Here is a 24,562-nt window from a genome sequence, read left to right as displayed (position 1 = left end):
ACCGGACGACAGGCGTGGGAAGCGTCTCCGGTACTGATCCGTTGCTACACATGAACACGGCTGCCGGGGCAATCGGCGACCGTGCAGGAGGGTAGAGGACGCTCGTGTTCGGACGCCGCTCAGGCGACCTTGGTCTGCTCGTCTTCGTCGAGATCGTCGTTGTCGTCCTCATCGTCGACTTCGACCGCGATGGAATCGAGGACTGCGAGCGGCAGCGTCTCGCGGAACAGATCGCCTTCTTCGCCCATCCAGAGGCACACGGCGCTGTCTTCGCCGGCTTCGGCAACCGTCATCGCCTGGCCGCCGGATTTCAGCATGACGATATCGCCCGGTTTCAAGTCCATGATCGGCTCCCGTCGGTTTGTTGACCTTCGGGCAGCCTAGCGATTCGTCATGACAGACGGATCACGACGGCGCGAGCTACCTGATGCCGGTGATCTTGTGAGTCTGCAGGCTGAGCCGCCATTGCGGATGCATCAGGCAATACGCGATCGCCCGGGTGGTGTTGTCGTCGCGTTCCGGGCCGTCCATCGGCTGCAGCGAGAAACGCTCGAAATCGAGCGCTGCGAACTGTTCCGGCATCGCGCCGGGCTGCGGATAGACGAGTTTCAGCTCGTCGCCGCGACGGATGCGCAGTTCGGCACCGGCCTTCGGGCTGACGCAGAGCCAATCGATTCCGTCGGGCGGCTCGATCGTGCCGTTGGTCTCGACCCCGATCGCAAAGCCACGCGTGTGCAGTGCGGCGATCAGTTCGCCGTCGAGCTGCAACAGCGGCTCACCCCCGGTGATTACCACGTAGCGCTCGCGCGGATCGCCGGTCCATTGCTCGGCGATGGTGTCGGCGAGCAGCTCCGCGCCGGCGTAGCGGCCGCCGAGCGTTCCATCGGTGCCGATGAAGTCCGTATCGCAGAATTTGCAGGTGGCCTCGTCGCGGTCCTGCTCGCGTCCGGTCCACAGGTTGCAGCCGGCAAACCGGCAGAACACGGCTGCGCGGCCCGCATGGGCACCTTCGCCCTGCAACGTCAGAAATATCTCCTTAACCGCGTAACTCACGCGTCGGTCCTCACTGTACAAACTGGACTTGCCGCAGCGCCTCGCCGGTCACCATCGCGGCGGCCATCGCGACGTTGAGCGAGCGCAGGCCGGGCTGCATGGGAATTACCACCCGCGCATCGGCTGCTGCTGCAACGTCGTCCGGAACGCCGGCGCTTTCGCGGCCGAGCATCAGTACGTCAGTCGGCTGGTAACGCTGTTCGAAATAAGGTCTTTCACCTTTGGTCGTAAGTAAAATCAGCCGGCAACCCGCGTTTTCCCGCCATTGCTCGAATTTTAGCCAGGAATCGTGACGGACGATGCTCACCTGATCCAGGTAATCCATCCCGGAGCGGCGGAAATGCCTGTCCGAAGTCGGAAACCCGGCCGGCTCGATGATGTGCGCCTCGACGTTCAAACAGGCGCAAAACCTAAGAATAGTCCCGGTATTTTGCGGGATGTCGGGTTGAAACAGGGCGATCCGCATCCCGTAATGCTCCCTATCAACTGAACGATAACGTGTGGTGTGTCATGGCACATCTTTGAATCGATCGAGGCGCGCCAATTAGCCGTTCGCGGGCTTGCGCTCTACCGGCAAGGGTGCCAATAGAACGATTCTGGACTGTCTGTTCTACCCGACCGGCCATGACAAGCGGCCCGGGGCATCTGAAGGCCGCCGATCTCGCGACCTCCCCGGGCAATGATCTCGCAAATCTGTCGAGAGAGCTGTGCCGGTCGCAGAGATGAAAGGGCTTTGGATCGTGACCACAGAGGCTTCGGCGGAACCGACACGCCGTGATTTTCTCTACATCGCAACCGGCGCGGTTGCCGCCGTCGGTGCGGCGGCTGCGGTTTGGCCGTTCATCTCGCAGATGAACCCGGATGCCTCGACGATCGCCGCCGGCGCTCCGATCGAAGTCGATCTGACGCCGATCGCCGAAGGACAGGACATCAAGGTTTTCTGGCGCGGTCAGCCGATCTACATCATGAACCGCACCAAGAAGCAGGTCGATGAAGCGCGCAACACGCCGCTGGCCGATCTGAAGGATCCGGAAACCGATCAGGCGCGGACCAAGGAAGGCCACGAGAACTGGCTGGTCGTGGTCGGCATCTGCACCCATCTGGGCTGCATCCCGATCGCGCACGAGGGCAACTACGACGGCTTCTTCTGCCCGTGCCACGGCTCGCAGTACGACAGCTCCGGCCGCATCCGCCAGGGGCCGGCGCCGCTCAATCTGCCGATTCCTCCCTACCAATTCGTCTCCGACACCAAAGTCCAGATCGGCTGACGTTCCCGCGCGCCGTACCATTGCTTACTAGGATCGCATCATGAGCGGACCCTCGACCTATCAGCCACAAAGCCCCTTGATGAAGTGGCTGGAGCAGCGCCTGCCGATCGCGGGCCTCGTTCATTCCTCCTTCATCGCCTACCCGACGCCGCGTAACCTGAACTACTGGTGGACGTTCGGCGCCATCCTGTCGATGATGCTGGCGGTGCAGATCGTGACCGGCATCGTGCTGGCGATGCACTACACCCCGCACGTCGATCTCGCCTTCGACTCGGTCGAGCGGATCGTGCGCGACGTCAACTACGGCTGGCTGCTGCGCAACATGCACGCCGCCGGCGCGTCGATGTTCTTCATCGCCGTCTACGTCCACATGCTCCGCGGCCTGTACTACGGCTCGTACAAGGCGCCGCGCGAAGTGTTGTGGATCCTCGGCGTCATCATCTACCTGCTGATGATGGCGACCGGCTTCATGGGTTACGTGCTGCCGTGGGGCCAGATGAGCTTCTGGGGCGCCACCGTGATCACCAACCTGTTCTCGGCGTTCCCGATCGTCGGCGACAGCATCGTGACGCTGCTGTGGGGCGGCTATTCGGTCGGCAACCCGACCCTGAATCGCTTCTTCTCGCTGCACTATCTGCTGCCGTTCGTGATCGCCGGCGTGGTCGTGCTGCACGTCTGGGCGCTGCACGTGACCGGTCAGAACAACCCGGCCGGCGTCGAGCCGAAGACCGAGAAGGACACCGTGGCGTTCACGCCGTACGCGACCCTCAAGGACGTGTTCGGCATGTCGTGCTTCCTGGTGTTCTATTCGTGGTTCATCTTCTACATGCCGAACTACCTCGGCGACGCGGAGAACTACGTCCAGGCCAACCCGGGCGTGACCCCGCCGCACATCGTGCCGGAATGGTATTATCTGCCATTCTACGCGATCCTGCGCTCGATCCCGAACAAGCTGCTGGGCGTCATCGCGATGTTCGGTGCGATCATCGTGCTGCTGTTCCTGCCCTGGCTGGATAGCTGCAAGGTGCGTTCGTCCCGCTATCGGCCGATGGCCAAGCGGTTCTTCTGGGCCTTCGTGGCGACCTGCCTGATGCTGGGCTGGCTCGGCTCGAAGCCGGCGGAAGGCATCTACACCACGCTCGCCCAGGTGTTCACCTTCTTCTACTTCGCCTACTTCCTGATCGTGCTCCCGGTGCTTGGTCGGATGGAGAAGACCCTGCCGCTGCCGAACTCGATCGCCGAAGACGTCCTCAACAAGGGCAAGGTGACCAAGGCGGTGGCCGGCGTCGCGGCGGTGCTGTTCGCCGGCAGCCTGATGGTCGGCGGCATCCAGCCGGCCAAGGCGGCGGAAGGCGGCGAGAATCCGCCGTCGCTGGAGTGGAGCTTCGCAGGTCCGTTCGGTACCTACGATCGCGCCCAGTTGCAGCGCGGCTACAAGATCTACAAGGAAGTCTGCGCCAACTGCCACTCGATGAAGCTGTTGCAGTATCGCAACCTCGCCGAGCCGGGCGGCCCGGGCTTCACCATCGATCAGGTCAAGGCGATCGCTGCCGAAGCCCAGATCAAGGACGGTCCGAACGACCAGGGTGAAATGTTCGAGCGTCCCGGCCGGCTCGCCGACACCTTCCACTCGCCGTTCCCGAACGAGCAGGCCGCGCGTGCTGCCAACGGCGGCGCGGTTCCGCCGGACATGTCGCTGCTGGCCAAGGCGCGCACCTATTCGCGTGGCTTCCCGCAGTTCATCTTCGATCTGTTCACCCAGTTCCAGGAGCAGGGCCCGAACTACATCGCCGCGCTGCTGCAGGGCTATGAAGACACTCCGCCGGAGGGCTTCAGCCTCCCCGACGGCGCGTTCTACAACAAGTGGTACCCGGGCCATTCGATCAAGATGCCGCCGCCGATTCAGGCCGGCATGGTGACCTACGACGACGGTACGCCGGAGACGCTCGATCAGTACGCCAAGGACGTTTCGGCGTTCCTGGTCTGGGCCGCGGAGCCTCACATGGAAGCCCGCAAGCGCCTCGGCCTGCAGGTGATGATCTTCCTGATCATCCTGTCCGGCCTGCTGTACTTCACCAAGCGCAAGGTGTGGTCCAACGTCCACTGATCGGACGCTCATCGCAAACAGACAGGAAAGCCCCTCCGGGGGCTTTTTTGTTGTCTGCATCCATGACGCATTGCGGCGCAGCGATTGCATCTCGTCCTCGCTCCGGACAAAATAATCAAAAGCATTTGCAGGAGCGCAGGGGAGACGCGATGGGCACGCTGATCAGTTTCAATCGTCCGGACGGCAAGGAAGCGCGCGGGTATCTCGCCAATGCCGCCAGCGGCAGGGCACCGGGTGTGGTGGTGATCCAGGAATGGTGGGGGCTGTCCGATCAGATCAAGGGACTGACCGATCGCTTCGCCCAGGCCGGCTTCGACGCGCTGGCGCCCGACCTCTACAACGGCACGGTGGTGCCCTATCACGACACGGACGCCGCCAACAAAGAGATGAGCTCGCTCGATTTCATCGACGCCACCACCCAGACGGTGCGCGGCGCGGTCAATTATCTGGCGCGCAATGGCGCCAAGGTCGGGCTGACCGGCTTCTGTCTCGGCGGCGCGGTCACGGTGATCGGTGTCTGCAAGATCCCCGAGCTGAGCGCCGCTGTGGTGTTCTACGGCATCCCCCCGGAGCAGGCCGCCAAGCCGTCGGACGTGATGGTGCCGATGCAGGGCCACTTCGCCAACCGTGACGATTGGTGCACGCCGGAAGTGGTCGACGCGTTCGAGGCCGGATTGAAAGCGGCTGGAAAGTCAGCGGAATTCTTCCGCTACGAGGCCGACCACGCTTTCGTCAACGAGCAGCGCGCTGCGGTGCACGATCGCGAAGCGGCGGAACTGGCGTGGAGTCGTGCGACGCAGTTCTTTGGAAAGCATCTCTCGTGACGGCCGGCGTCCGGTAAAATTCGAACATTCGGCTGAAGATTTGGCAGATCAGTTTGCTGCGATAACGCTGGCCTACGCTACGAGGACAGCATGGTTGAAACAGTCGTAAACCCCGATCTCCGAAACGTCGTCGACCTCGCGAGCTATCGTGCCGAGCCGATCGGCCCGCGCGCAGCCGCAGGCGAGGGCCGCCGGTGCAGACACTGCGGGGCGGCGCTGCTCGATGACGAATCGGAGGACGATTGTTCGAGCGCCGGGATCGCGTTGCAGTCGCCGGCGCGATGGCGCTCTCCGCGGCGATTCCGCGCCGATTGATGGACGACGACCGGCGTGGCCGCCCAGCCGCCACGCCGCACGCATCCGATGCGACCATCTGCGCCGCCCCGGTTCCGATAGGATCGGAACCGGGGCGGCGGTGTTTTAGGGGTGAGGCGCGGGCTTGTCCGCCCGGTCAGACGTGCTGGCCGCCGTTGATGTGGATCTCGGCGCCGTTCAGGTAGGACGAGGTCTCGGTGCACAGCACGTAGATGATCTTGGCGACCTCGTCCGGGGTGCCGAGACGGCGCATCGGGATCTGCTCCTCGACGATCTTCTCGGTGCCGGGGGACAGGATCGAAGTGTCGATCTCGCCCGGGGCGATCGAGTTCACCCGGACCCCGACCGGTCCGAAGTCGGCTGCCATCTCACGGGTCAGTGCCGCGAGCGCAGCCTTCGAGGTGGCGTAGGCGGCGCCGGCGAACGGATGGACCCGCGAGCCGGCGATCGAGGTGACGTTGACCACCGAGCCCTTGACCGCCTTCAGCTCCTCGATCAGCCCGCGCGCCATCATGATCGGCGCGAAGAAATTCACCCGGAAAACGTGCTCCCAGGTGTCCAGCTCGGTGTCGATCGAGCCGAGCCGCGCGCCGCCCGGTGCCTTCGGGGAGATCGCGGCGTTGTTGACCAGCGCGTGCAGTGCGCCGCCGTCGAGCCGCTCCCGAATCTCGTCGACCGCCCGCAGCGTATCGGAGCGGTCGCCGAGATCGACCTGGATATGGTCTTCGGGGCCGGCGCCCCACGGGCACTGCTCGGGAAACGGGTGCCGCGAGCAAGTGATCACTCGCCAGCCCGCGCTGGAGAATCTGATCACCGTGGCGTGGCCGATGCCGCGGCTGGCGCCGGTCAGAATCATGGTCCGGCGCGGCGCGTTGCTCTCGGGCGTGCGCGGCTTTTGGGAGTCGGGGCTCATGGATACAGCCTTGTCTTGGTCCAGGGGTGATCCGGGGTGTCCCGGCGGAATTCGATGCGGTCGTGCAGGCGGAATGGACGGTCGTGCCAGAACTCGATTCGCGACGGGGTGATCCGCCAGCCGCTCCAGCCCGGCGGCCGCGGAACCTCGCCGACCAGATGCCGCGCCGCCACCTTGGCGATCGCCTGCTCGAACGCGAACCGGCTTTCCAGCGGCTGCGACTGCTTGCTCGCCCAGGCGCCGATCTGCGCCTGCTTCGGCCTCGTGGCGAAATAGGCGTCGGCCTCGGCGTCGGTCACCGGCGTCACCGTTCCGCGCATCCGAACCTGCCGGCGTAGCGATTTCCAGTGAAACAGCAGCGCCGCTTTCGGATTCTCGGCCAGCTCGCGGCCCTTTTGACTGGCGATGTGGCTGTAGAACACGACACCGTGCTCGTCATAGCCCTTCATTAGAACCATGCGGACGTCAGGCAGGCCCTCGGCGTCGACCGTGGCCAGCGCCATCGCATTGGGGTCGTTCGGTTCGGACCGCGTCGCTTCGGCAAGCCATTCGGTAAACAGCGCAAACGGATTCTCTGCCGCGGTGAAATCACCGGGCGTTAACTCACTCTGTGGTCTGATCGTAGGGTCGCTCATGCGAGGGAATCCGAGTTGTGCTTCACCGCGGTCCGGAACGCGCTGCAGGTCCTGTCTAGGTTCGACCTATATAGGGTACGGCAACGCATTGGCCTATCGGCGATCCTGCCGTCGTTTTCGGCAATGATAGCGATTCTAATCGGTGCCTCGCTCGGCGGCTGCGGCATGACCGGCCGCGACGGGCCGTTCGCGCAGATGGACTCCAGCGATTTCACCGGCTCGATCAGTGCGGTGCTGCCCGCCAAGGACGACGGCCCGACCGAGGCCGATCTGGCGTTGGCGCGGATCGCGGCGTCCGACGTTCTGACCAAAGGGGACAAGGATTCCAGCCAGCCGTGGGAGAACCCGGCAACGGGCGCGCGTGGCTCGGTGACGCCGCTGGCCGCCGCCTACAGCGCCGAAGGCCGCACCTGTCGCGACTTCCTCGCCTCCTATGTCAGGGACAAGACCGAGAGCTGGATGCAGGGGGCAGCCTGCCGCACCGCGCGTGGTCATTGGGAAATCCGCGCGCTCAAACCTTGGCGGCGTTCCTGAACCACCGATTGCGTCCGCCATCGGGCCGATTCCGGTTGCAAAAAAGACATGAAACCCCCAGATGACTGGCGACGGGCGTTCGCCCACAGTTGGAATTCCTGAAGGAGACGAGACGGATGCGCGACCCCTATGAGGTCCTGGGGGTGCAGCGGGACGCCAGCGCTGCGGCGATCAAAAGCGCCTATCGCAAGCTGGCAAAAAAGCATCACCCCGACAGCAACAAGAACGATCCCAAAGCCGCCGCGCGTTTTGCTGAAATCAATTCCGCCAACGAGATCATCGGCGACGAGGCCAAGCGCAAGCAATACGACCGCGGCGAGATCGACGCCGAAGGCAAGCCGCGCTTTCAGGGCTTCCCCGGCGGCGGCGGTCGCGCGGGCGGCTCCGGCGGCTTCGAGCAATACTCCTTCCGTAGCGGCGGCGGCCCCGGTGGCGGCTTCGGCGGCGCGGCCGGCTTCGAGGACATCCTGAATTCGATGTTCGGCGGGGCGGCCGGCGCGCGCGGCGCCGGTGCGGGTCCGCGCGGTCGCAGCCAGGGCTTCGATTTCGATACCGGCTTCGCCCCCGATCTCGATCAGACTGTCTCGATGACGGTGACGCTGGAAGAGGCGGCGCGGGGCACCGAAAAGCGGGTGCGGCTGCCGACCGGCAAGGAGCTCAACGTCAAGATTCCGGCCGGCGTCGGCGCGGGGCAGCAGATTCGGCTGAAAGGCCAGGGTGAAAGCGCGCCCGGTCACCGCGCTGGCGATCTGCTGATCACTGTCAATATCGCTCCGCATCCTTACTTCAAGATCGACGGCAACGATCTGAAGCTCGAACTGGCGCTGACGCTGTACGAGGCTGTGCTCGGCGCCAAGGTGCGGGTGCCGACGCTGACCGGCACGATCGAACTGTCGATCCCCAAGAACACCTCGAGTGGACGCATCTTCCGGCTCAAGGGCAAGGGGCTGCCGAAGGGCGGCGCGACCGGGGATCTGTTCGTTACCACCCGCATCATCCTGCCCGACGGTCACGACGCCGAGCTCGAAAAGCTGATGCAGAAGTGGCGGGACAATCATCCCTACAATCCGCGTAGCGATCTCGGCTGAGGCGGATCAAGACGGTCGCGAAGCGTGGCCTCGGCTGCCGCGGCCACCGGCGCGCTCCTCCGGCCTCGCGCCGTGTCAGCCTCGTTCGGTCTCGCGGGCGGCTCTGTTCGGCTCGCCCAAATGGTTGAAACTGCACGCGGACAATAGGCTGTACCCGGTCCGGCCGGTGGTGTAGGTCGAAGGCCGATTGCAAGACGATAGGACACCCCATGTCGACAGCTTCCGGCCTGATGCAGGGCAAACGCGGCGTCATCCTCGGCGTCGCCAACAATCGTTCGATTGCTTACGGCATCGCGAAGGCCTGCCGCGCCCAGGGCGCCGAGGTCGCGCTGACCTATCAGGGCGACGCGCTGAAGAAGCGGGTCGAGCCGCTCGCCGCCGAACTCGGCGGCCTGGTGCTCGGGCATTGCGACGTCACCGACGGCGCCACCATCGACGCGGTGTTCGAGGCGGTGAAGGAGAAGTGGGGCAAGATCGACTTCGTGGTCCACGCCATCGCGTTCGCCGACAAGGACGAACTCGACGGCCGTTATGTCGACACCACGCCGGAGAACTTCTCCAAGTCGATGCTGATCTCGTGCTACTCGCTGACCGCGATTGCCCAGCGCGCCGAGAAGCTGATGACCGAGGGTGGCTCGATCATCACCCTGACTTACTACGGCGCCGAGAAGTGGATGCCGCATTACAACGTGATGGGCGTTGCCAAGGCCGCGCTGGAAGCCAGCGTGCGCTATCTCGCCGCCGACCTCGGCGAGAAGAACATCCGCGTCAATGCGATCTCCGCCGGCCCGATCAAGACTCTGGCCGCCTCCGGCATCGGCGACTTCCGCTACATTCTGAAGTGGAACGAATACAACGCGCCGCTGCGCCGCACCGTGACGATCGACGAGGTTGGCGACAGCGCGCTGTACTTCCTGTCCGACCTGTCGCGCGGCGTCACCGGCGAGGTCCATCACGTCGATTCCGGCTACCATGTCGTCGGCATGAAGAACCCCGATGCGCCGGACATCTCGCTGGGCGGGAAGGACTGACAGTTGAGTCATGCGCGGGCTTGACGCGCGCATCCATCCTTCAAATCGACGTGCTTGATGGATTGCCGGGCCAAGCCGGCAATGACGTAAGAGCAATATGCCCACCATCTACTTCATCCGCCACGGCGAGACCGACTGGAACGCGACCGGGCGCTATCAGGGCACGCGGGACATTCCGCTCAACGACAAGGGGCGAGGGCAGGCGACGTCGGCCGGCGGCGTGCTCGGCGGTCTGCTGCGGCGTGACGGCCGGCAGCCTGCGGATCTCGACTATCGGGCGAGCCCGCTCGGCCGCGCCCGCGTCACAATGGAGCTGGTCCGCGGCGCGCTCGGCTTGCAGCCGGAAGGCTACGCGATCGACGAGCGGCTGCGCGAGATCACTTACGGCGCCTGGGAAGGCTTCACCCTGCAGGAGATGCAGCGCTCCGATCCGCAGATTTACGCCGCGCGCCACGCCGACCGCTGGTCGGTCGCCCCGCTGCGCGGTGAGAGCTACGCCCAGCGGCTGCCCTTCATCACCGACTGGGTCGCCTCGCTGACCCGCGACACCGTCGCGGTCGGTCATGTCGGCACCGGCCGCACCCTGTTCGTCGCGCTCGGCTTCAAGACCCCGCGCGAGGCGCTGGAAGGCCCGATTCAGCAGGGCGCCGTCTACGTGTTCCGCGACGGTGGCTTCGAGATCGTGAGCTGAGCTCTTTCCTTCTCCCCTCGTACCCCTTACCCGGCGCGCTTCGCTCGCCACCCTCTCCCACAAGGGGAGAGGGTTCTCAGGGTCCGTTTGACCCTGTCCGGCCGGCGCGTTACCAAACCGGCGCAATCCAAAAGGGGCGGTCTGCGCCATGTCGTTCAATACTTTCGGCCATCTGTTTCGCGTCACCACCTACGGCGAGAGCCATGGGGTGGCGATCGGCTGTGTGGTCGACGGCTGCCCGCCGCTGATCCCGCTGACCGAGGCCGACATCCAGGGCGATCTCGACCGCCGCCGGCCGGGCCAGTCGCGCTTCACCACCCAGCGGCAGGAAGCCGATCAGGTGAAGATCCTGTCCGGCGTGATGGTGCACCCCGAGACCGGCGTGCAGGTGACGACCGGCACCCCGATCGCGCTGCAGATCGAGAACACCGACCAGCGCTCCAAGGACTATTCGGACATCCAGAACAAGTATCGCCCCGGCCATGCCGACTTCACCTACGAGGCGAAGTACGGCATTCGCGACTATCGCGGCGGCGGCCGCTCCTCGGCGCGCGAGACCGCGAGCCGGGTCGCGGCCGGCGCGGTCGCCCGCAAGGTGATCGCCGGCATGACGGTGCGCGGCGCCTTGGTGCAGATCGGCCCGCACAAGATCGACCGCGCCAAATGGGACTGGGACGAGATCGGCAACAACCCGCTGTTCTGCCCAGACAAGGATGCGGCGGCGTTGTTCGCCGATTATCTCGACGGCATCCGCAAGGCCGGCTCGTCGATCGGAGCGGTGATCGAGATCGTCGCCGAGGGCGTACCGGCCGGGCTCGGAGCGCCGATCTACGGCAAGCTCGACGGCGATCTGGCCGCGGCGCTGATGAGCATCAACGCCGTCAAGGGCGTCGAGATCGGCGACGGCTTCGCCGCGGCCGAACTCACCGGCGAACAGAACGCCGACGAGATGCGGCACGGCAATGCGGGGCCGGCGTTCCTGTCGAACCACGCCGGCGGCATCCTGGGCGGCATTTCGACCGGCCAGCCGGTGGTGGCACGGTTCGCAGTGAAGCCGACCTCGTCGATCCTGACCCCGCGCAAGACCGTCGATCGCGCCGGCGCCGACACCGAGATCCTGACCAAGGGCCGCCACGACCCCTGCGTCGGCATCCGCGCGGTGCCGGTCGGCGAGGCGATGGTCGCCTGCGTGCTGGCCGATCATCTGCTGCGCCACCGCGGCCAAATCGGCGGCTGATCGCAGGTCGGGACGCTCACGGCCTCACTTCCGCCTCGGGAGTCGGGCGGATGACTGCCATGAGTCCGGCCCTGCTACAAATCGCCACGTCGGGCGGCTAGAGTGCTGTCATGCATTCCGAACAGATCCGCGGCATTCTCGACTGGCTGAGCGACGGCGCGCGCTCCGAGCCGGACCCGGCCATGAAGATGAAGCTGACCTGCGAGCAGCTCGTCGCCGCCGGGATGCCGCTGCACCGGGTCGGCGTATTCGTGGAGACCCTGCACCCAGACATCTACGGCCACCGCTTCATCTGGCGTGCCGACGGCGAGGTCGAGGTCGGTTCGACCACCCAGGACGTCGAGATGTCCGAGGAGTATCAGCGCAGCCCGCTGAAGATCCTGTACGACTACGGCGTCGAGGTCCGCTTCCGGCTCGACGATCCGGAGAGTGCCCGGTTTCCATTCCTCGACGACCTGCGAGCCGAGGCCGTCACCGACTACGTCGCGTTGCCGCTGCGGTTTCTCGACGGCAGCTATCATGCCGCCAGCTTTGCCACCAAGCAGCCCGGCGGCTTCACCGAGGTCCAGCTCGGGGCGCTGCGCGCGATGATGCCGCCGCTGTCGCGGCTGGTCGAAGTGATCAGCCTGCGCGATATCGCCACCACGCTGCTCGACACCTATGTGGGCAACCGCGCCGGCGCCCGGATTCTCGCCGGCCAGATCCGCCGCGGCCATGCCGATCATCTGCGCGCCGCAATCTGGCTGTCCGATCTGCGCGGTTTCTCGGCGCTGTCCGACGGCCTGCCGCCGGAGATCATGGTTAAGGTGCTGAACGCGTATTTCGACTGTCAGGTGACGGCGATCGCGCGCCACGGCGGCGAGGTGCTGAAATTCATGGGCGACGGCCTGCTGGCGGTGTTTCCGATTGCCGACGACGGCGCGGACGCCGCCGAGGTCTGCGGCCGGATGCTGGCCGCCGCCAACGAGTGTCGCGCCAGCATCGCGGCGCTGAATTTCGTCGAAGGCAGCCACGTCATCGAGAGCTTCCGGTTCGGCGTCGCACTGCATGTCGGGCAGGTGCTTTACGGCAATATCGGCGGCGGCAACCGGCTCGACTTCACCTGCATCGGCCCGGCGGTGAATCTCGCCGCGCGGCTGGAGCGGCTCGCCGCGAGACTTGGCCGCACCGTGGTCGCCTCCAGCGATTTCGTCGGTCTGTGCTCGGAAGGCTGGAGCGACCTCGGCGAATTCCCGATGGCCGGCTTCTCCCACGCCGAACGTGTGCATGGCCTGACCGACGAAACCCCGCTCGCGGCTGAAGGGCTGTGAGACCGGAGAGTCGCTGACGATGCTGAGCCGCGCTACAGCCAACTAATCGATAGTTGGTAGTTGAGCACAGTGCTGCCGCACGAGTGAATAGGCTCCCTCGCCCCGCTTGCGGGGAGAGGGTTGGGGTGAGGGGGCGTTTCTGCAAGGCCGAGAGGCTCGGCCGTGTTGAGACGCCCCCTCACCCGACCCGTCGTCGCTTCGCTCCGTCGGGTCGACCTCTCCCCGCACGCGGGGAGAGGTGAAATCCCGCCGTCCGCATCACTCCTCCGGCTCGGTCGTAAACAGCAGCGGGTAGCCCTTGGCGCGGCCGGCGTCGGTGGCGCGGGTGGCCTTGGTTTCGGCGACGTCCCTGGTGAACACGCCGACGACGCAGACGCCGCGCTGATGCGCGGTGAGCATGACTTTGTAGGCCTGATCCTCGGTCATCCGGAATTCGGCCTTTAGCACCGACACCACGAATTCGCGCGGCGTGTAGTCGTCGTTGACCAGGATCACCTTGTGCAGCTTCGGTCGCTCGACCTTGATTTTGGCCTTGGTCTTCGGCTTCAGGTCGATGTTGCTCATGCGGGGCCGACCCGTGGATTCGCTGGGTGAAGTAACTGCGGGCCATATCCTACAGCGTCGGCGGCATCGGCGAAACCGGCCGCTGCTTGTTCACGAACCATGATCATCAGTGACTGGAAAGTGATCGGGATGGAACCGGTCCGCCAGCTTTCCGTCACCTCAGTTGCATGTCACCATCGTGCTTGGTCGACCGGAGGGCTGCTGATGCGCGGGTGGGTCTCGATCGGAATTGTGCTGGCCGCTGCGGCGGCCGCCGGTGTGGCCGCAGTCGCCGCGCCCAATCAGGCGCCACAATCCGCAGCCGCCCGCGACGATGCCAAGCAGGTCGATGTCGAGCTGGTCCTGGCGGTCGACGTCTCCTACTCGATGGATGTCGACGAACTCGCGGTGCAACGCGAAGGCTATGCCCAGGCGTTGATGTCCAGCGAGTTCCTCAAGACCCTGAAGACCGGCCCCAACGGCCGGATCGCGGTGACGTATTTCGAGTGGGCCGCCTCCAGCGATCAGAAGATCATTCTGCCGTGGCAGATCATCGACGGGCCGGAGTCGGCCGACGCGGTCGCGGCCGAGATCATGAAGGCGCCACTGCGCCGCGCCTCGCGCACCTCGATCTCCGGTGCGATCAACTTCGCGCTGCCGCTGTTCGAGCAGAACCCGTATCACGGGCTGCGCCGGGTGATCGATATCTCCGGCGACGGTCCGAACAACAACGGCGAGCCGGTGACGATTGCGCGTGACGCCGCGGTCGCCAAGGGTATCGTCATCAACGGCCTGCCGATCATGGTGAAGGAACCGTCCTACTCGATGATGGATATCGAGAATCTCGATTATTACTACGAAGATTGCGTGATCGGCGGCCCTGGCGCCTTCGTGGTGACCATCAAGGATCGCGCCAAGTTCAAGGAAGCGATCCATACCAAGCTGGTGATGGAAGTCGCAGGGCACACTCCGCCCGCCCGCATCGTCCCGATCGCCGACGAGCAGCGCCCGGTACGGGTATCGTGCCTGATCGGCGAGAAGGTCTGGCAGGACCGGTGGGGGAGGTGAGGGCAGGTAGTTAGTCTCGCTCACACTCCGTCATTCCGGGGCGCCGCGGAGCGGCGAACCCGGAATCTCGAGATGTTCCGCAACGTGAACGCAGACCATATCGTCGATCTGCGTTGCGGGCTCGGGAGTGCCCTGAATCTCGAGATTCCGGGTTCGCGAGCTTCGCTCGAGCCCCGGAATGACGACGTGGGTGCCAGGAGTGATAGCGGACGACAGCGGAGCGGCAAGTGCGCGACCTAGCCCGCCGCCACCCAGTTGCCGTGGAAGCCGTCGGGGATGCGGTGGCCGAGTTGCACCAGGGCGATCGGGCCGGCCGCAATGTCGGAGGCGTCGAACACCGCAAGATCGCTGCGGTTTTCGCAGCCGCGCCACACCACCGCGAGCAGCCAGCCGTCGGCTTCGGCCGCGTCGGCAATGCGCGGCACGAACACCGGCTCGCCTATGGTGTCGCCGGTCGGCAGCAGATAGCGGGCGCGGCGATGGCCGTTGCCGTCGACATGGACGATGCCAGTCAGCATGCCGAGCATCGGCGTTTCCGGGCTGGCGCAGGCGTACCAGCCGTGGCCGCTGCGCAGGCCGGCGCGGCGCTCGTCGATCCGCGGGAATTCGCCGCTGATGTCGTCGAGATAGCTGCGCTTGAAGGCGTTGGTGTTACCGGCGAGGTCGAAGCTCCAGCGGCACAGCCGGGCGCGGCCCTTCTCCGGATCGGTGCGGCGGCCGTCGGGGTGGGTGAACAGCGGCGCTTCCTCGGATTGCATCACGTCGGCGACAATTCGGGTGCCGTCCTCCCAGGCGTTCATGACGTGGAACACGAAGCAGGCCTCGCCGCGGAACCAGCGGATGTCGCGGGTCGAGCCGGAGCGCTTCATCACCCCGACGCAGGAGCCCTTGCGCGGATCCCAGGCGTAAGGCGGTCGGCCGCGCATCGCGCGCCAGATGCTGCCGGTGAGCGGCAGGATCGGAAACAGCACGTAGTGCTCGGTGACGATGAAGTCGTGCACCATCGCCGCATACGGCGCCTTGAAATGCTCCAGCCGGGTGACGCATCCCGCCGCGTCGACGGCGCCGAACGACATCGTGCGGGTCAGCGGTCCGCCGGCGTTGTAGCCGAAGAACAGCATCTCGCCGGTCACCGGGTCGAACTTCGGATGTGCGGTGAACGGTCCCTTCAGTGCGCCGCCGTAGTCGCAATAGCCGCGGGTTTCCAGCGTGCCCGGCTCGATCTGCATCGGCAGATGCGCCTCCTCCAGTGCCAGCAGCTTGCCGGCGTGGAACACGATGTTGGTGTTGGCGACGTTGCCGTCCTCCGGCACCGAGCGCGGCGCGTCCGGCAGCTTGAGGTTGAATTCGCCGTACAGCGGCCGGCCGGCCTCGTGCTCGGCGAGCCATTTCGGCGTGCGGACCCAGCGGTTTCGATACGAGGCGCGGCCGTTCTCCAGACGAAACGCGTGCAGCATGCCGTCGCCGAAGAACCAGTGCGCGTTCGGCGAGACGAATTGCGGGTTGGCGCCGTTGCGATACAGCGTGCCGTTCAGCTCGCGCGGCAGCTCGCCCTTGATCGCGAGAAACGGCGCGTCGCATTCCATCGGGATCGGCGCGAGATTGTCGCACGCATCCGGAATTCCGGTCACCTGAAGCATGTCATGCTCCTGAGCCTCTTTTGGTCGTGCACGCCCGTCAATCGAGTGCGAGCAGCCGCCCGAACGGCTGCACCGCATTCGCGTGTTGCTGCGGCACCGCCCAGATCACCGGCCAGCGCGGCTTGAATTCGGCAGGGCCTTCGAGGTCTGTCAGCACCACGGTGATATCCGGCTTGTGCCGGTCGGCCTCGGCGAGCAGCGGCGTGAAGTTGGTGCCGCCGCCGCCGGCGAATTCGATCTCGCTGAGCACAAAGCGGCGGCCCGGTTCGAAGAACTCGACCTGCCGCACCCGCTCGTCGCCGATGATCAGCACCAGCCCGGCTTCCTGGCGCCGCGTGATGGTCTCGATTTCGGTGGCGAAGCGCTGCATCAACTGATCGTCGATCGAACCGGAGACGTCGATGATCAGCGCCAGCCGCGGCTCGTTCTTGGTCGGGCTGAAGCCCGGCTCGAACGGCATCCGATGATTTCCGGCGCGGCCCTGGTTGGCGATGTAGGAGCGCGTCGGGCGCGACCAGGTCAGCGCCGGTTTGCGGGCGAGGCCGCGCGCAAGCTGCACGCGCAGCACCTGCGCCCATGGCGTGCGGCTGCGCGGCAGATCGGCGATCAGCGCGCGCAGTATCGAGAACGCGCCGTCGCCGGCGTGGCCGCGCAGGATCCGCTCGCTCCATTCGCGCGCCTGCTCGGCCTCGTGTTCGGGGGCCGATTGGGATTCCGGGTTTGGCACCAGATCTCGCGCGCCGTCGGCGCCGAGCGCCCGTACCTTGGCAGAACGAGTGCCATCGCTGCGCTGAGCGGTCTCGCTCTCCGACGTGCCGGATTGCGATTGCGCCTGGTCCTTGCCGCCGGAGCCCGACGAGTCCGCCTCGGAGCCTTGCTGCGATTGCCGGCCGGACTGCTGCTTGCCGCTGGTGCCGTCACGGTCGCGGTCGTCGATCGCGCGATACAGCTTCTCGACGTCCCATTCGAGCAGCGCCGATTCCGGCTGCTGCTCGCGGCCGAGCGCCTTGAACACGATCTGTTCGAGCATCACCGCGTTGTCCGGCAGATGCAGCCAGTTCAGATGCGCCAGGGTGGTGTTGACGATGGCGTCGGCGCAGATGTTGAACAGTTCGAGGTCGACGTCGCCCTGGGTGCGTTGCAGCTCGACGAAGCGCTGCGAGTGGCGCAGCGCGATGTGCAGCACCTCGTGTGCGACGAGGCCGACCTGATCGGGCAGGGGCAACCGATCGAACGCCGCGCTGTAGTACACGGTTGTGCCGTCAGTCACCGCCGCGGGCGTGTCTGCCGGTGTATCGTCCGGCAGATCGCGATGTTGCACCCACAGCGCCAGTCCGCCGGTCGAGGGTGCGAACTCCACCATGCGCTGGATCGCGCGCGTGCCGCGGTGGCAGTAGAGCGCGCCCGGCTCAGGCATCGGCGGCTTCCAATTGCCGCCGATCAGCGTAGCGGGCATAGGCCGGGCTGTCGAGGATCGCGGCCTCGAGGCCGTTCTCCAGCCCGCGCTGCATCAACAGCTCCATCGCCAGCGTCTGTGCTTCGCGGATCGGCAGTGGCGCGCTGCTGCGGACCTCGGGCAGTTGCTCGACGATCTCCAGCGCCCGCGCCAGCGTCTCCTTGTCGGTGCAGGCGGCCAGCAGCCCGTACAGCATGCCGTACAAGGCATCGAGCGACTTCGGCAGCAGCGCCGCGGTCTCCGGGCCTGGGCGCGCGGCGAGCAGCTTCAGCACATCGGTGCCGGCCTGGATCTCGCGCAGCACGCCGAAGAATTCCGCCGCATTGGCGGCACCGATCCGGCCCTGCACGAACAGCCGCTTGGCGTGGTCGGACAAGCCCGACTTCAGCACGTTGGAGATGTCCTCCCAGCCGCGCGGGCTGGCGCCGATCAGATGGTCGCCGGCGAGCTGTGTCTGGGTGTCGTCGAGCTTGTCGGGGCGGATCTTCAGATAGGCCATCACTTCCGGCGCGAAATCGTGGGTCATGGCGTGGCCGAGAAAGGCGTCGATCGCGGTCTGGACGTTGAAGTGGAACATCCGGTCGGCCAGTGCAGTGCCCATGTCGTGGCTGATCGCGCCGTGGAAGCTTGCGTTGCCGGCGGCCACCACCTGCCAGCCGTCCGGCAGGTGATAATTGCCGACCCGGCGGTCGAGGATCAGCGAATAGGCCGAGATCTGCAGCCGCTGGTCGGCGGCGGTGAGCTCGTCGAGAAACAGCACACCCTCGGGCTGGTCGCGCGACGGCAGGAACTCCGGCGGAAACCACACCGTCTTGGCGAGGTTCTCATCGGCGTAGATGGCGCCGCGGATATCGACCGGCTCGATCGTGGTCAGCCGCAGATCGATCAGCGGCACCCGATAATGGATGGCGACCTGGCGCACGATCGACGACTTGCCGACCCCGCGTGTACCCCACAGCATCGACGCGCGCCGCCGCAGCGTCGGGTCGGCATATTGCTCGATCAGCGCAGCCTTGGCGGCCGCGATCGAGACCGGGGGGATGTTCATCGGGTTGCCGTGCATCGATCGTTTCCTCGCTCGTCAGGTCGTCTGTGCATCCATCGATTGTCGCGCCGGCTCGGGTTCCGGCAGCCACGTCGCCTTCCAGCGCCGCGGCAGCGGCGGAATCTCCAGCGACGGCGTCTCGCGCATCCCGAACGCGCCGAACATCAACAGCGGCGGCGCCCCCATCAGCAGCAGGTTGAAGATCGAATCCTGCGGCACGTCGATCAGCGTCAGGCTGGCCGCGCCGGCGATCAGACCGCCGAAGAACAACGCCGGAATTCCGCGTCGGAACGTCACTGTCCAGCGCGCGCCGCGCAGCGTCTCGTAGTAGGCTGCGGGCGGCCGGGTCAGGGTGCGGGCGAGATGCGCCACGGTCTTTTCCAGCGCCGCTTCGACGCGGCGGCTCAGCTCCGGCTCCTGACCGCGAACTCTGATTTTGCCGGTGAAACCCGCCTTGCTCTTGCGCAGCGGCGACCACGCCCAGCCGATCACCGCGAGCAGATCCTCCGGCAGCGCCACGCCGGGGGTGCTCGGGGTGATGTCGATTTCGGCCGGATAGCCGCGCACTGGCGCGCCGCGCAGTAACACGCGGAAGCCGGCGATCTCGGCCTCGCCGCGCAGCAGCACGCGATGCGCCGCGCCCGCGACCTGCCGCCCGTTGTCCGGGGTGAGACGATAGCTCAGTGCCACCAGCGTGCTCTCGACGCTGCGGAATTGCTGTTGCGGCAGCACGTGCTCGATTCGCTGCAGCAGGATATCGAGATCGCCGCCCTGAGTTTCCAGCGTGGCGGTCAGGCCGTCTTCCAGCGTCAGCGTGCGGGTGAGCTGGTTGAGGCCGGGACGGGGATTATCGAGTTGCAGCAGCTCGGTCGCATCGATTCCGCCGCAGCCGGCCTCGTCGTGGATCAGCGGCTTGAACAGCAGCCGCCGCGCCAGTCGGTCGCTGGCGGCGAGATCGACCTGATAGCCGCGCCGCGTGAACGGCTGCACCAGCGGGAGGATCTCGTGATGCGTGAACGGCGCGGCAGCCGGGGTCTCGATCTCTGTCGGTCCGGTGAGAAGCTGTGCGTAGTTCATTTCCGTCGGCAACCTCCGCAACTGAAGTCGTCACGGCGCGGCCAAGAGGCGGCCGCGCCGCGAGTCACGCGCTCAATCGATCGCGTCGGGTCTAGTTTCTTCAACTGCGAGGCGAACGCAACTCACGCTGTTGTTGATCAAGGCGCGTGGAGTTGCGCGGCGCAGTCGCAGATCACGCCGAGTGCGCCAGCGTCGGCTTGCCGAGTTCGCTCGGTTGCAGTTTGGACAAAAACTGACCGTATGAAGATACCACTTGATCCAGCACCTCGAAGTGTGGGAACGCGCCGGTGTCGAACTGCACGATGGTCCAGTTCGAGCGGCCGGCGACGCGGCTCTTGTGGCGATAGTCGACGAAATCGCCGCGCACCCCGTGCGCCATCCAGACCGGCAGCCGGAGCTGTTCGTAGACGTTCAGGATGTCGGTACTGAACATGAAGCCGGCGACGAAGTAGTACGGCGCGTGGCGGGCGCCGGGCTGATGCGTCGTGGCGTAGTCGTAGTCGACCATCGGCTCGTCGATGTCCTTCGAGCCCCACGCCTTCTCCAGGAATTTGCGGATCACCGGCCGCGCCGTGAGCATCTTGAAGAAGCCGCGGTCCCACAGCTTGACGCGGAGCAGGTCGATGATCCAGGAGCGGCCGCGGGTGCCGGGCGTGCGGGCGTCGCGGGCCTTGCCTTCGAAGCCGGTCGGGCTGATCAGGCCGAGAGAGCGAAACGCCTGCGGCGTCTCGGTGGCGGCGCGGGCGAGGAATTCGCTGGCCAGCGACAGCGCCAGCGCGTCGATCGGCTGCTCGCCGTGGACGCGTCGAATCTGCTCGACGGCGGCGTGCACCGCGTCGGTCATCATCCGTGCGGTGTATTCGCGATCGTCGCGATCGGACTGGCCGAAGCCGGGCAGATCGATGGCGTACACCGGACGATGCTGTGCGTAGTAATCGTACAGCGGCTTGACCTCGTAGGCAGAGCCGGCGGCGTTGATGCTGTGGATCAACAGCAACGGCGTGGCGTTGTCGTTCGGCTGCTCGGAGCCTGCCGCATACACTGCGAGCCGTCCGACCACGCTGGTGATGTCGGTCCGCACGCCGGCCACCGGATTGGCGAGACCCGTCCGTGCATGATGTTGCTTGATGCTACCTGTGTCGATTGCTTGCCCGCTGATCAACGGCATCTGCGACCTCTCTTGAACTTGAGCGAACTGTCGAGCCAATCGCGTGAAACCGGGAAGGTTCCAATTCACGCGTGCCGCGGATCGTTCCAATGCAAGAATGGTATCTACGTACATTGGTGCGCGCGAAAATCGACTCGTGCGCACATGATAGTCCGACTATCGACTGGTGCGATCACGAGGGACGGCGTCACCGCCGCGTGACGTCAGACGTTGTGCCGAATTGTTAGTTCGGCCTGACGAACGGCTGTCCATTCGGCTTGACACGAACACCGGCTCGTAGCCGCGTCCATGGCAGCGAGGCGGTATCGGCCGGCATCGCGCCGGGCGCGGCGCAGATCAGCAGGCGCTCGGCGATTGGCTGAAAGTCGGCGCGGAAATGCACCGAGCTTTTCACCACCAGGATCGCCTGCGCGGTCGGCTCGATCCCGACATAGCGGTACATCGCCTGGTCGGCGAGCTGCGCCTTGTTCGATGCCACCACCACACGAACACCGCCGATCCGCAGGCAGGCGGACGGCCCCATTTCCATCTCGCGTCCGCCGAAATACGGCCCGGGAGCCACAAAGCGGCCGTCGGAAAGGTGCTCGACCACGAAGATCTCTTCGAACGGCGCGTCGCCGGGGATGCCGGACTTGCCGCCGAGCTCGAGCGAGATCACCGCGCCGACGCCGGCTGCATGGGCGGCCCTGGCTGCGTCGGGATCGTAGACAACGCCGATCGCGGCACGCTGCGCGTTGTTGCGCACCAGCGCGCGCAGCATTCCGGTGGTATCGGAATCGCCGCCGGCGCCTGGGTTGTCCTGGGTGTCGGCGATGATCACTGGCTTGGCGGCGGTGCGCGCCAGCTCGATCGCGAGCTTCACGCCGTCGTCCGGGGAATGGATCTTGCCGTCGAAATCGTCCTCGTGGCCGGCCACCAGCGCGGCCACCGCATCCGCCGCCGCGTCGGCATCGGCCTGGGTGCGGCCATAAGCGAACACCGACGGGCCGCAGTCCGGAAAGTCGGCGGCCGGAAAGCCCGGCGCGAACGACAGCGTCGGCACCTGATCGCTCTCCAGCGCCGCGAGCTTGTCGTAGATGCCCTTGGTCGGCTCGTCGAATGTGCACTGCCACGAGATCGGAATCAGGAACGGCAGTTGCCGGAACGCCTTGGCGAATCGCTGGCCGCTCAGCAGCAGCTCCAGATGCCGAGCGGAGGCGCGGCCGGTGTCGGCCATGTCGACATGCGGATAGGTGCGATAGGCGATCAACGCATCGGCATGCTCGATCATCTGCGGCGTGACGTTGGCGTGCAGATCGATGCTGACCACCAGCGGCAGATCCGGGCCGATCACTTCGCGCACCCGCGCCAGGATCTCGCCTTCGCCATCGTCGAGATGTTCGGTGACCATCGCGCCGTGCAGATCGAGATACACCGCATCCAGCTTGTCGGCGTTCTTGATGCCGTCGATCATGATCTTGACGACACGCTCGAACGCATCCTCGGTGACGTGCGCCGATGGGCTGGCGCCGCAGGCGATGGTCGGGATCAGCTCCCAGCCCTTGGCTTCGGCGTCCTCGACGAAGCCGGCGAGCCCGACATTGATGCCGCGCATCACCTTGAGCACGTCAGCCCCGATCGTCATCGCCGGCCAGCCGCCGCCATGCACGAACGCCTCCCAGGTCGCCTTGGTGGGCGCAAAGGTGTTGGTTTCGTGCAGGAAGCAGCCGACGGCGATGCGGGTCATGGTTATTGTTCTCTTGCTTCGTCATTCCGGGGCGCGCGCAGCGCGAACCCGGAATCCAGAGGTTCAGGTCATCTCGGGATTCCGGGTTCGCTCACTGCGTGAGCGCCCCGGAATGACAGTCGGGAGGGATGATCAACTCACCGCCGCCTGCCGCGCTTCGTTGACGGGACGGAAATTGGCGAAGTCCCAGTAGCGGCCAGGGGCGGCTTCGAGCAGTTGGCGGGTGTAGGCCTGTTTCGGATGGGTCAGCACTTCGGCGGCCGGGCCCTGTTCGACGACACGGCCTTTCTCCATCACCGCGACATCGTCGCAGATCTGCGCGGCGACGCGCAGGTCGTGGGTGATGAACAGCAGTGCGATGCCGAGCCGGGTCTGGATTTCGTCGAGCAGCTTCAGCACCTGCGCCTGCACCGAGACGTCGAGCGCCGACACCGCCTCATCCGCCACCAGCACGTCGGGATCGAGCGCCAGGGCGCGGGCGATCGCGATGCGCTGGCGCTGGCCGCCGGAGAACTGATGCGGGAAGCGGTCGATCGCGTCCGCAGGCAGATGCACCAGTTCGAGTAGCTGCCGCGCTTTCGCCAGAGCCTCGGCGCGGGGCATGCCGTAGTTGATCGGCCCCTCGGCGATGCTCTCGCCGACGCTGACGCGCGGATTGAGCGAGCGATACGGATCCTGGAACACGATCTGAATCTTCTTGCGGTGGGGCCGCAGCAGCCGTCGCGACAGCTCGGAGATCTCGCGTCCGGCGAGCCGGATGCCGCCCGAGGTCGGGTCGATCAGGCGCACGATACAGCGCGCGACGGTGGACTTCCCGGAGCCGCTTTCGCCGACGATGCCGAGCGTGCGGCCCTTGTGCAGCGTCAGCGTCACATCTTTCGCGGCGACCACCTCGCGGGCTTTGCCGAGGAACGAGCGCTCGCGATACACCTTGCCGAGCTCGTTGGCCTCCAGCACCACCGGGGTGCCCTTGTGCTCACGCGGTGGCCGCGGCACCAGGCTCGGCACCGCCGAGAGAAGATTGCGGGTATAGTCCATCTGCGGCCGACGCAGCACGGCCTCGAGCGGCCCGGTCTCGACCAGCCGGCCGTGGCGCATCACCGCGACCCGGTCGGCGATCTCGGCCACCACGCCCATGTCGTGGGTGATGAACAGCACCGCCGTGCCGTGCGCCTGCTGCAATTCGCGGATCAAGGTCAGGATCTGCTTCTGCGTGGTGACATCGAGCGCGGTGGTCGGCTCGTCGGCGATCAGCAGCTTCGGCTCCAGCACCAGCGCCATCGCGATCATGATGCGCTGGCGCTGTCCGCCCGACAGGCGATGCGGATACGACGCGAAGATCCGCTCGACTTCGGGCAGGCGCACCTGCTCCATCATGTCGAGGATACGCCGCCGCCGCTCTCGCGCGCCGAAATCGGTGTGAAAGCGCAGCACCTCGTCGATCTGTTTGCCGACCGGCACGACAGGATTGAGCGCGGTCATCGGCTCCTGAAAGATCATCGCCATTCGCGAGGCGCGAAGCTGGCGCAGCCGGCGCTCGCTGGCGGCGAGCACGTTCTCTCCGGCGAGGCGGATTTCACCGCCGCTGGCGTGCAGCGCGCCCTTCGGCAGCAGCCCCATGGTGGCGAGCGACGTCACGGATTTGCCGGAGCCGCTTTCGCCGACCAGACACATCGTCTCGCCGGCGCCGACGGTCAGCGAGATGCCGTCGATCACCTTGTCGCCGTGCTCGGTCCGACCGAGCCGCACCACGAGGTTGTCGATTTCGAGGACGTTGTCGGTCATGTCGTGCATCCGCGCGCGGGGAGAGGTGAGGGCCGTGCGTGTTGCGCA

The 24,562-nt window shown here is 65.9% G+C and carries 23 protein-coding genes; 10 read left to right on the top strand and 13 right to left on the bottom strand.

Translation table 11 applies throughout. The features are described from left to right. Nucleotides 1-119: 119 nt before the first annotated feature. The 3 genes from DU475_RS05385 to DU475_RS05375 form a co-directional block, all read right to left on the bottom strand. The gene (locus DU475_RS05385; RefSeq protein ID WP_013501135.1) at nt 120-344 is read right to left on the bottom strand and encodes a YodC family protein; all 225 of its coding nucleotides are present in this window, start codon (nt 342-344) and stop codon (nt 120-122) included. Nucleotides 345-420: 76 nt separating this feature from the next. After that, nucleotides 421-1,053 carry a 7-carboxy-7-deazaguanine synthase gene (gene queE, locus DU475_RS05380; RefSeq protein WP_164631100.1) on the bottom strand — a complete coding sequence of 211 codons (633 nt, stop codon included), beginning with the start codon at nt 1,051-1,053 and terminating at the stop codon, nt 421-423. 10 nt (nt 1,054-1,063) lie between these two features. After that, nucleotides 1,064-1,519 (bottom strand): tRNA (cytidine(34)-2'-O)-methyltransferase, encoded by a 456-nt coding sequence (locus tag DU475_RS05375; RefSeq protein ID WP_047309909.1) that lies wholly within the window; start codon nt 1,517-1,519, stop codon nt 1,064-1,066. A 274-nt stretch (nt 1,520-1,793) separates the two neighbouring features. Here DU475_RS05375 and petA point away from each other — a divergent pair, with 274 nt between their 5' ends. The 3 genes from petA to DU475_RS05360 all read left to right on the top strand — a co-directional run bounded on the left by petA (nt 1,794) and on the right by DU475_RS05360 (nt 5,252). Further along, complete coding sequence (gene petA / locus DU475_RS05370; protein WP_041807719.1) at nt 1,794-2,321, top strand: ubiquinol-cytochrome c reductase iron-sulfur subunit; 528 nt, start codon at nt 1,794-1,796, stop codon at nt 2,319-2,321. Nucleotides 2,322-2,361: 40 nt separating this feature from the next. Continuing rightward, nucleotides 2,362-4,428: a cytochrome c1 gene (locus tag DU475_RS05365; RefSeq protein WP_013501139.1), complete on the top strand. Its 2,067-nt coding sequence runs from the start codon at nt 2,362-2,364 to the stop codon at nt 4,426-4,428. Between the two features lie 149 nt (nt 4,429-4,577). Continuing rightward, nucleotides 4,578-5,252, top strand: a complete 675-nt coding sequence (locus DU475_RS05360; protein WP_164631098.1) for a dienelactone hydrolase family protein — start codon at nt 4,578-4,580, stop codon at nt 5,250-5,252. 451 nt (nt 5,253-5,703) lie between these two features. Here DU475_RS05360 and DU475_RS05355 read toward each other — a convergent pair whose 3' ends face one another. Together DU475_RS05355 and pdxH are read right to left on the bottom strand one after the other, a co-directional pair. Beyond that, entirely contained in the window at nt 5,704-6,480 is a 777-nt protein-coding gene (locus DU475_RS05355) for an SDR family NAD(P)-dependent oxidoreductase (RefSeq protein WP_013501142.1), read from the bottom strand. Further along, nucleotides 6,477-7,115 carry a pyridoxamine 5'-phosphate oxidase gene (pdxH, locus tag DU475_RS05350; RefSeq protein ID WP_013501143.1) on the bottom strand — a complete coding sequence of 213 codons (639 nt, stop codon included), beginning with the start codon at nt 7,113-7,115 and terminating at the stop codon, nt 6,477-6,479. Before pdxH ends, DU475_RS05355 begins: the two co-directional genes overlap by 4 nt. 123 nt (nt 7,116-7,238) lie before the next feature. On the opposite strand from pdxH, the gene DU475_RS05345 reads away from it, so the two are divergent. The 6 genes from DU475_RS05345 (at nt 7,239) to DU475_RS05320 (ending at nt 13,006) form a co-directional block, all read left to right on the top strand. Beyond that, nucleotides 7,239-7,649 (top strand): RT0821/Lpp0805 family surface protein, encoded by a 411-nt coding sequence (locus DU475_RS05345; protein WP_041807106.1) that lies wholly within the window; start codon nt 7,239-7,241, stop codon nt 7,647-7,649. A gap of 116 nt (nt 7,650-7,765) precedes the next feature. Further along, a complete protein-coding gene (locus DU475_RS05340) occupies nt 7,766-8,737 on the top strand; it encodes a DnaJ C-terminal domain-containing protein (RefSeq protein ID WP_164631096.1) in 972 nt (323 codons plus the stop codon). Between the two features lie 209 nt (nt 8,738-8,946). Then, nucleotides 8,947-9,768, top strand: a complete 822-nt coding sequence (gene fabI, locus DU475_RS05335; protein ID WP_013501146.1) for an enoyl-ACP reductase FabI — start codon at nt 8,947-8,949, stop codon at nt 9,766-9,768. Nucleotides 9,769-9,865: 97 nt separating this feature from the next. Next, nucleotides 9,866-10,459: a histidine phosphatase family protein gene (locus tag DU475_RS05330; RefSeq protein WP_047309911.1), complete on the top strand. Its 594-nt coding sequence runs from the start codon at nt 9,866-9,868 to the stop codon at nt 10,457-10,459. Between the two features lie 148 nt (nt 10,460-10,607). After that, nucleotides 10,608-11,696, top strand: a complete 1,089-nt coding sequence (aroC, locus tag DU475_RS05325) for a chorismate synthase (RefSeq protein ID WP_013501148.1) — start codon at nt 10,608-10,610, stop codon at nt 11,694-11,696. A gap of 110 nt (nt 11,697-11,806) precedes the next feature. Further along, nucleotides 11,807-13,006, top strand: coding sequence for an adenylate/guanylate cyclase domain-containing protein (locus tag DU475_RS05320; RefSeq protein WP_013501149.1), 1,200 nt, complete (start codon nt 11,807-11,809; stop codon nt 13,004-13,006). A gap of 258 nt (nt 13,007-13,264) precedes the next feature. On the opposite strand, the gene clpS is transcribed toward DU475_RS05320, so the two are convergent. Then, nucleotides 13,265-13,570, bottom strand: coding sequence for an ATP-dependent Clp protease adapter ClpS (gene clpS / locus DU475_RS05315; protein WP_142882017.1), 306 nt, complete (start codon nt 13,568-13,570; stop codon nt 13,265-13,267). A gap of 204 nt (nt 13,571-13,774) precedes the next feature. Here clpS and DU475_RS05310 point away from each other — a divergent pair, with 204 nt between their 5' ends. Beyond that, the gene (locus DU475_RS05310) at nt 13,775-14,617 is read left to right on the top strand and encodes a DUF1194 domain-containing protein (RefSeq protein ID WP_164631089.1); all 843 of its coding nucleotides are present in this window, start codon (nt 13,775-13,777) and stop codon (nt 14,615-14,617) included. Between the two features lie 236 nt (nt 14,618-14,853). Here DU475_RS05310 and DU475_RS05305 read toward each other — a convergent pair whose 3' ends face one another. The 7 genes from DU475_RS05305 to DU475_RS05275 form a co-directional block, all read right to left on the bottom strand. After that, nucleotides 14,854-16,257 (bottom strand): carotenoid oxygenase family protein, encoded by a 1,404-nt coding sequence (locus DU475_RS05305; RefSeq protein ID WP_164631087.1) that lies wholly within the window; start codon nt 16,255-16,257, stop codon nt 14,854-14,856. Nucleotides 16,258-16,294: 37 nt separating this feature from the next. Next, a complete protein-coding gene (locus DU475_RS05300) occupies nt 16,295-17,674 on the bottom strand; it encodes a vWA domain-containing protein (protein ID WP_164631085.1) in 1,380 nt (459 codons plus the stop codon). Beyond that, the gene (locus tag DU475_RS05295) at nt 17,667-18,776 is read right to left on the bottom strand and encodes a MoxR family ATPase (protein ID WP_164631084.1); all 1,110 of its coding nucleotides are present in this window, start codon (nt 18,774-18,776) and stop codon (nt 17,667-17,669) included. Before DU475_RS05295 ends, DU475_RS05300 begins: the two co-directional genes overlap by 8 nt. Nucleotides 18,777-18,794: 18 nt before the next feature. Then, a complete protein-coding gene (locus tag DU475_RS05290; protein WP_164631082.1) occupies nt 18,795-19,835 on the bottom strand; it encodes a hypothetical protein in 1,041 nt (346 codons plus the stop codon). A 172-nt stretch (nt 19,836-20,007) separates the two neighbouring features. Continuing rightward, nucleotides 20,008-21,003 carry an alpha/beta fold hydrolase gene (locus DU475_RS05285; protein ID WP_164631080.1) on the bottom strand — a complete coding sequence of 332 codons (996 nt, stop codon included), beginning with the start codon at nt 21,001-21,003 and terminating at the stop codon, nt 20,008-20,010. A 223-nt stretch (nt 21,004-21,226) separates the two neighbouring features. Continuing rightward, nucleotides 21,227-22,729, bottom strand: coding sequence for a M81 family metallopeptidase (locus DU475_RS05280; protein ID WP_164631077.1), 1,503 nt, complete (start codon nt 22,727-22,729; stop codon nt 21,227-21,229). 132 nt (nt 22,730-22,861) lie between these two features. Next, nucleotides 22,862-24,514, bottom strand: coding sequence for an ABC transporter ATP-binding protein (locus DU475_RS05275; protein ID WP_164631076.1), 1,653 nt, complete (start codon nt 24,512-24,514; stop codon nt 22,862-22,864). Nucleotides 24,515-24,562 lie beyond the last annotated feature (48 nt).

This window comes from Rhodopseudomonas sp. WA056, assembly GCF_010906995.1.
Lineage (GTDB): Bacteria > Pseudomonadota > Alphaproteobacteria > Rhizobiales > Xanthobacteraceae > Rhodopseudomonas > Rhodopseudomonas palustris_G.
The sequence above is the reverse complement of the archived record's forward strand: the minus strand, read 5'-3'. Positions and strand labels throughout refer to the sequence as shown.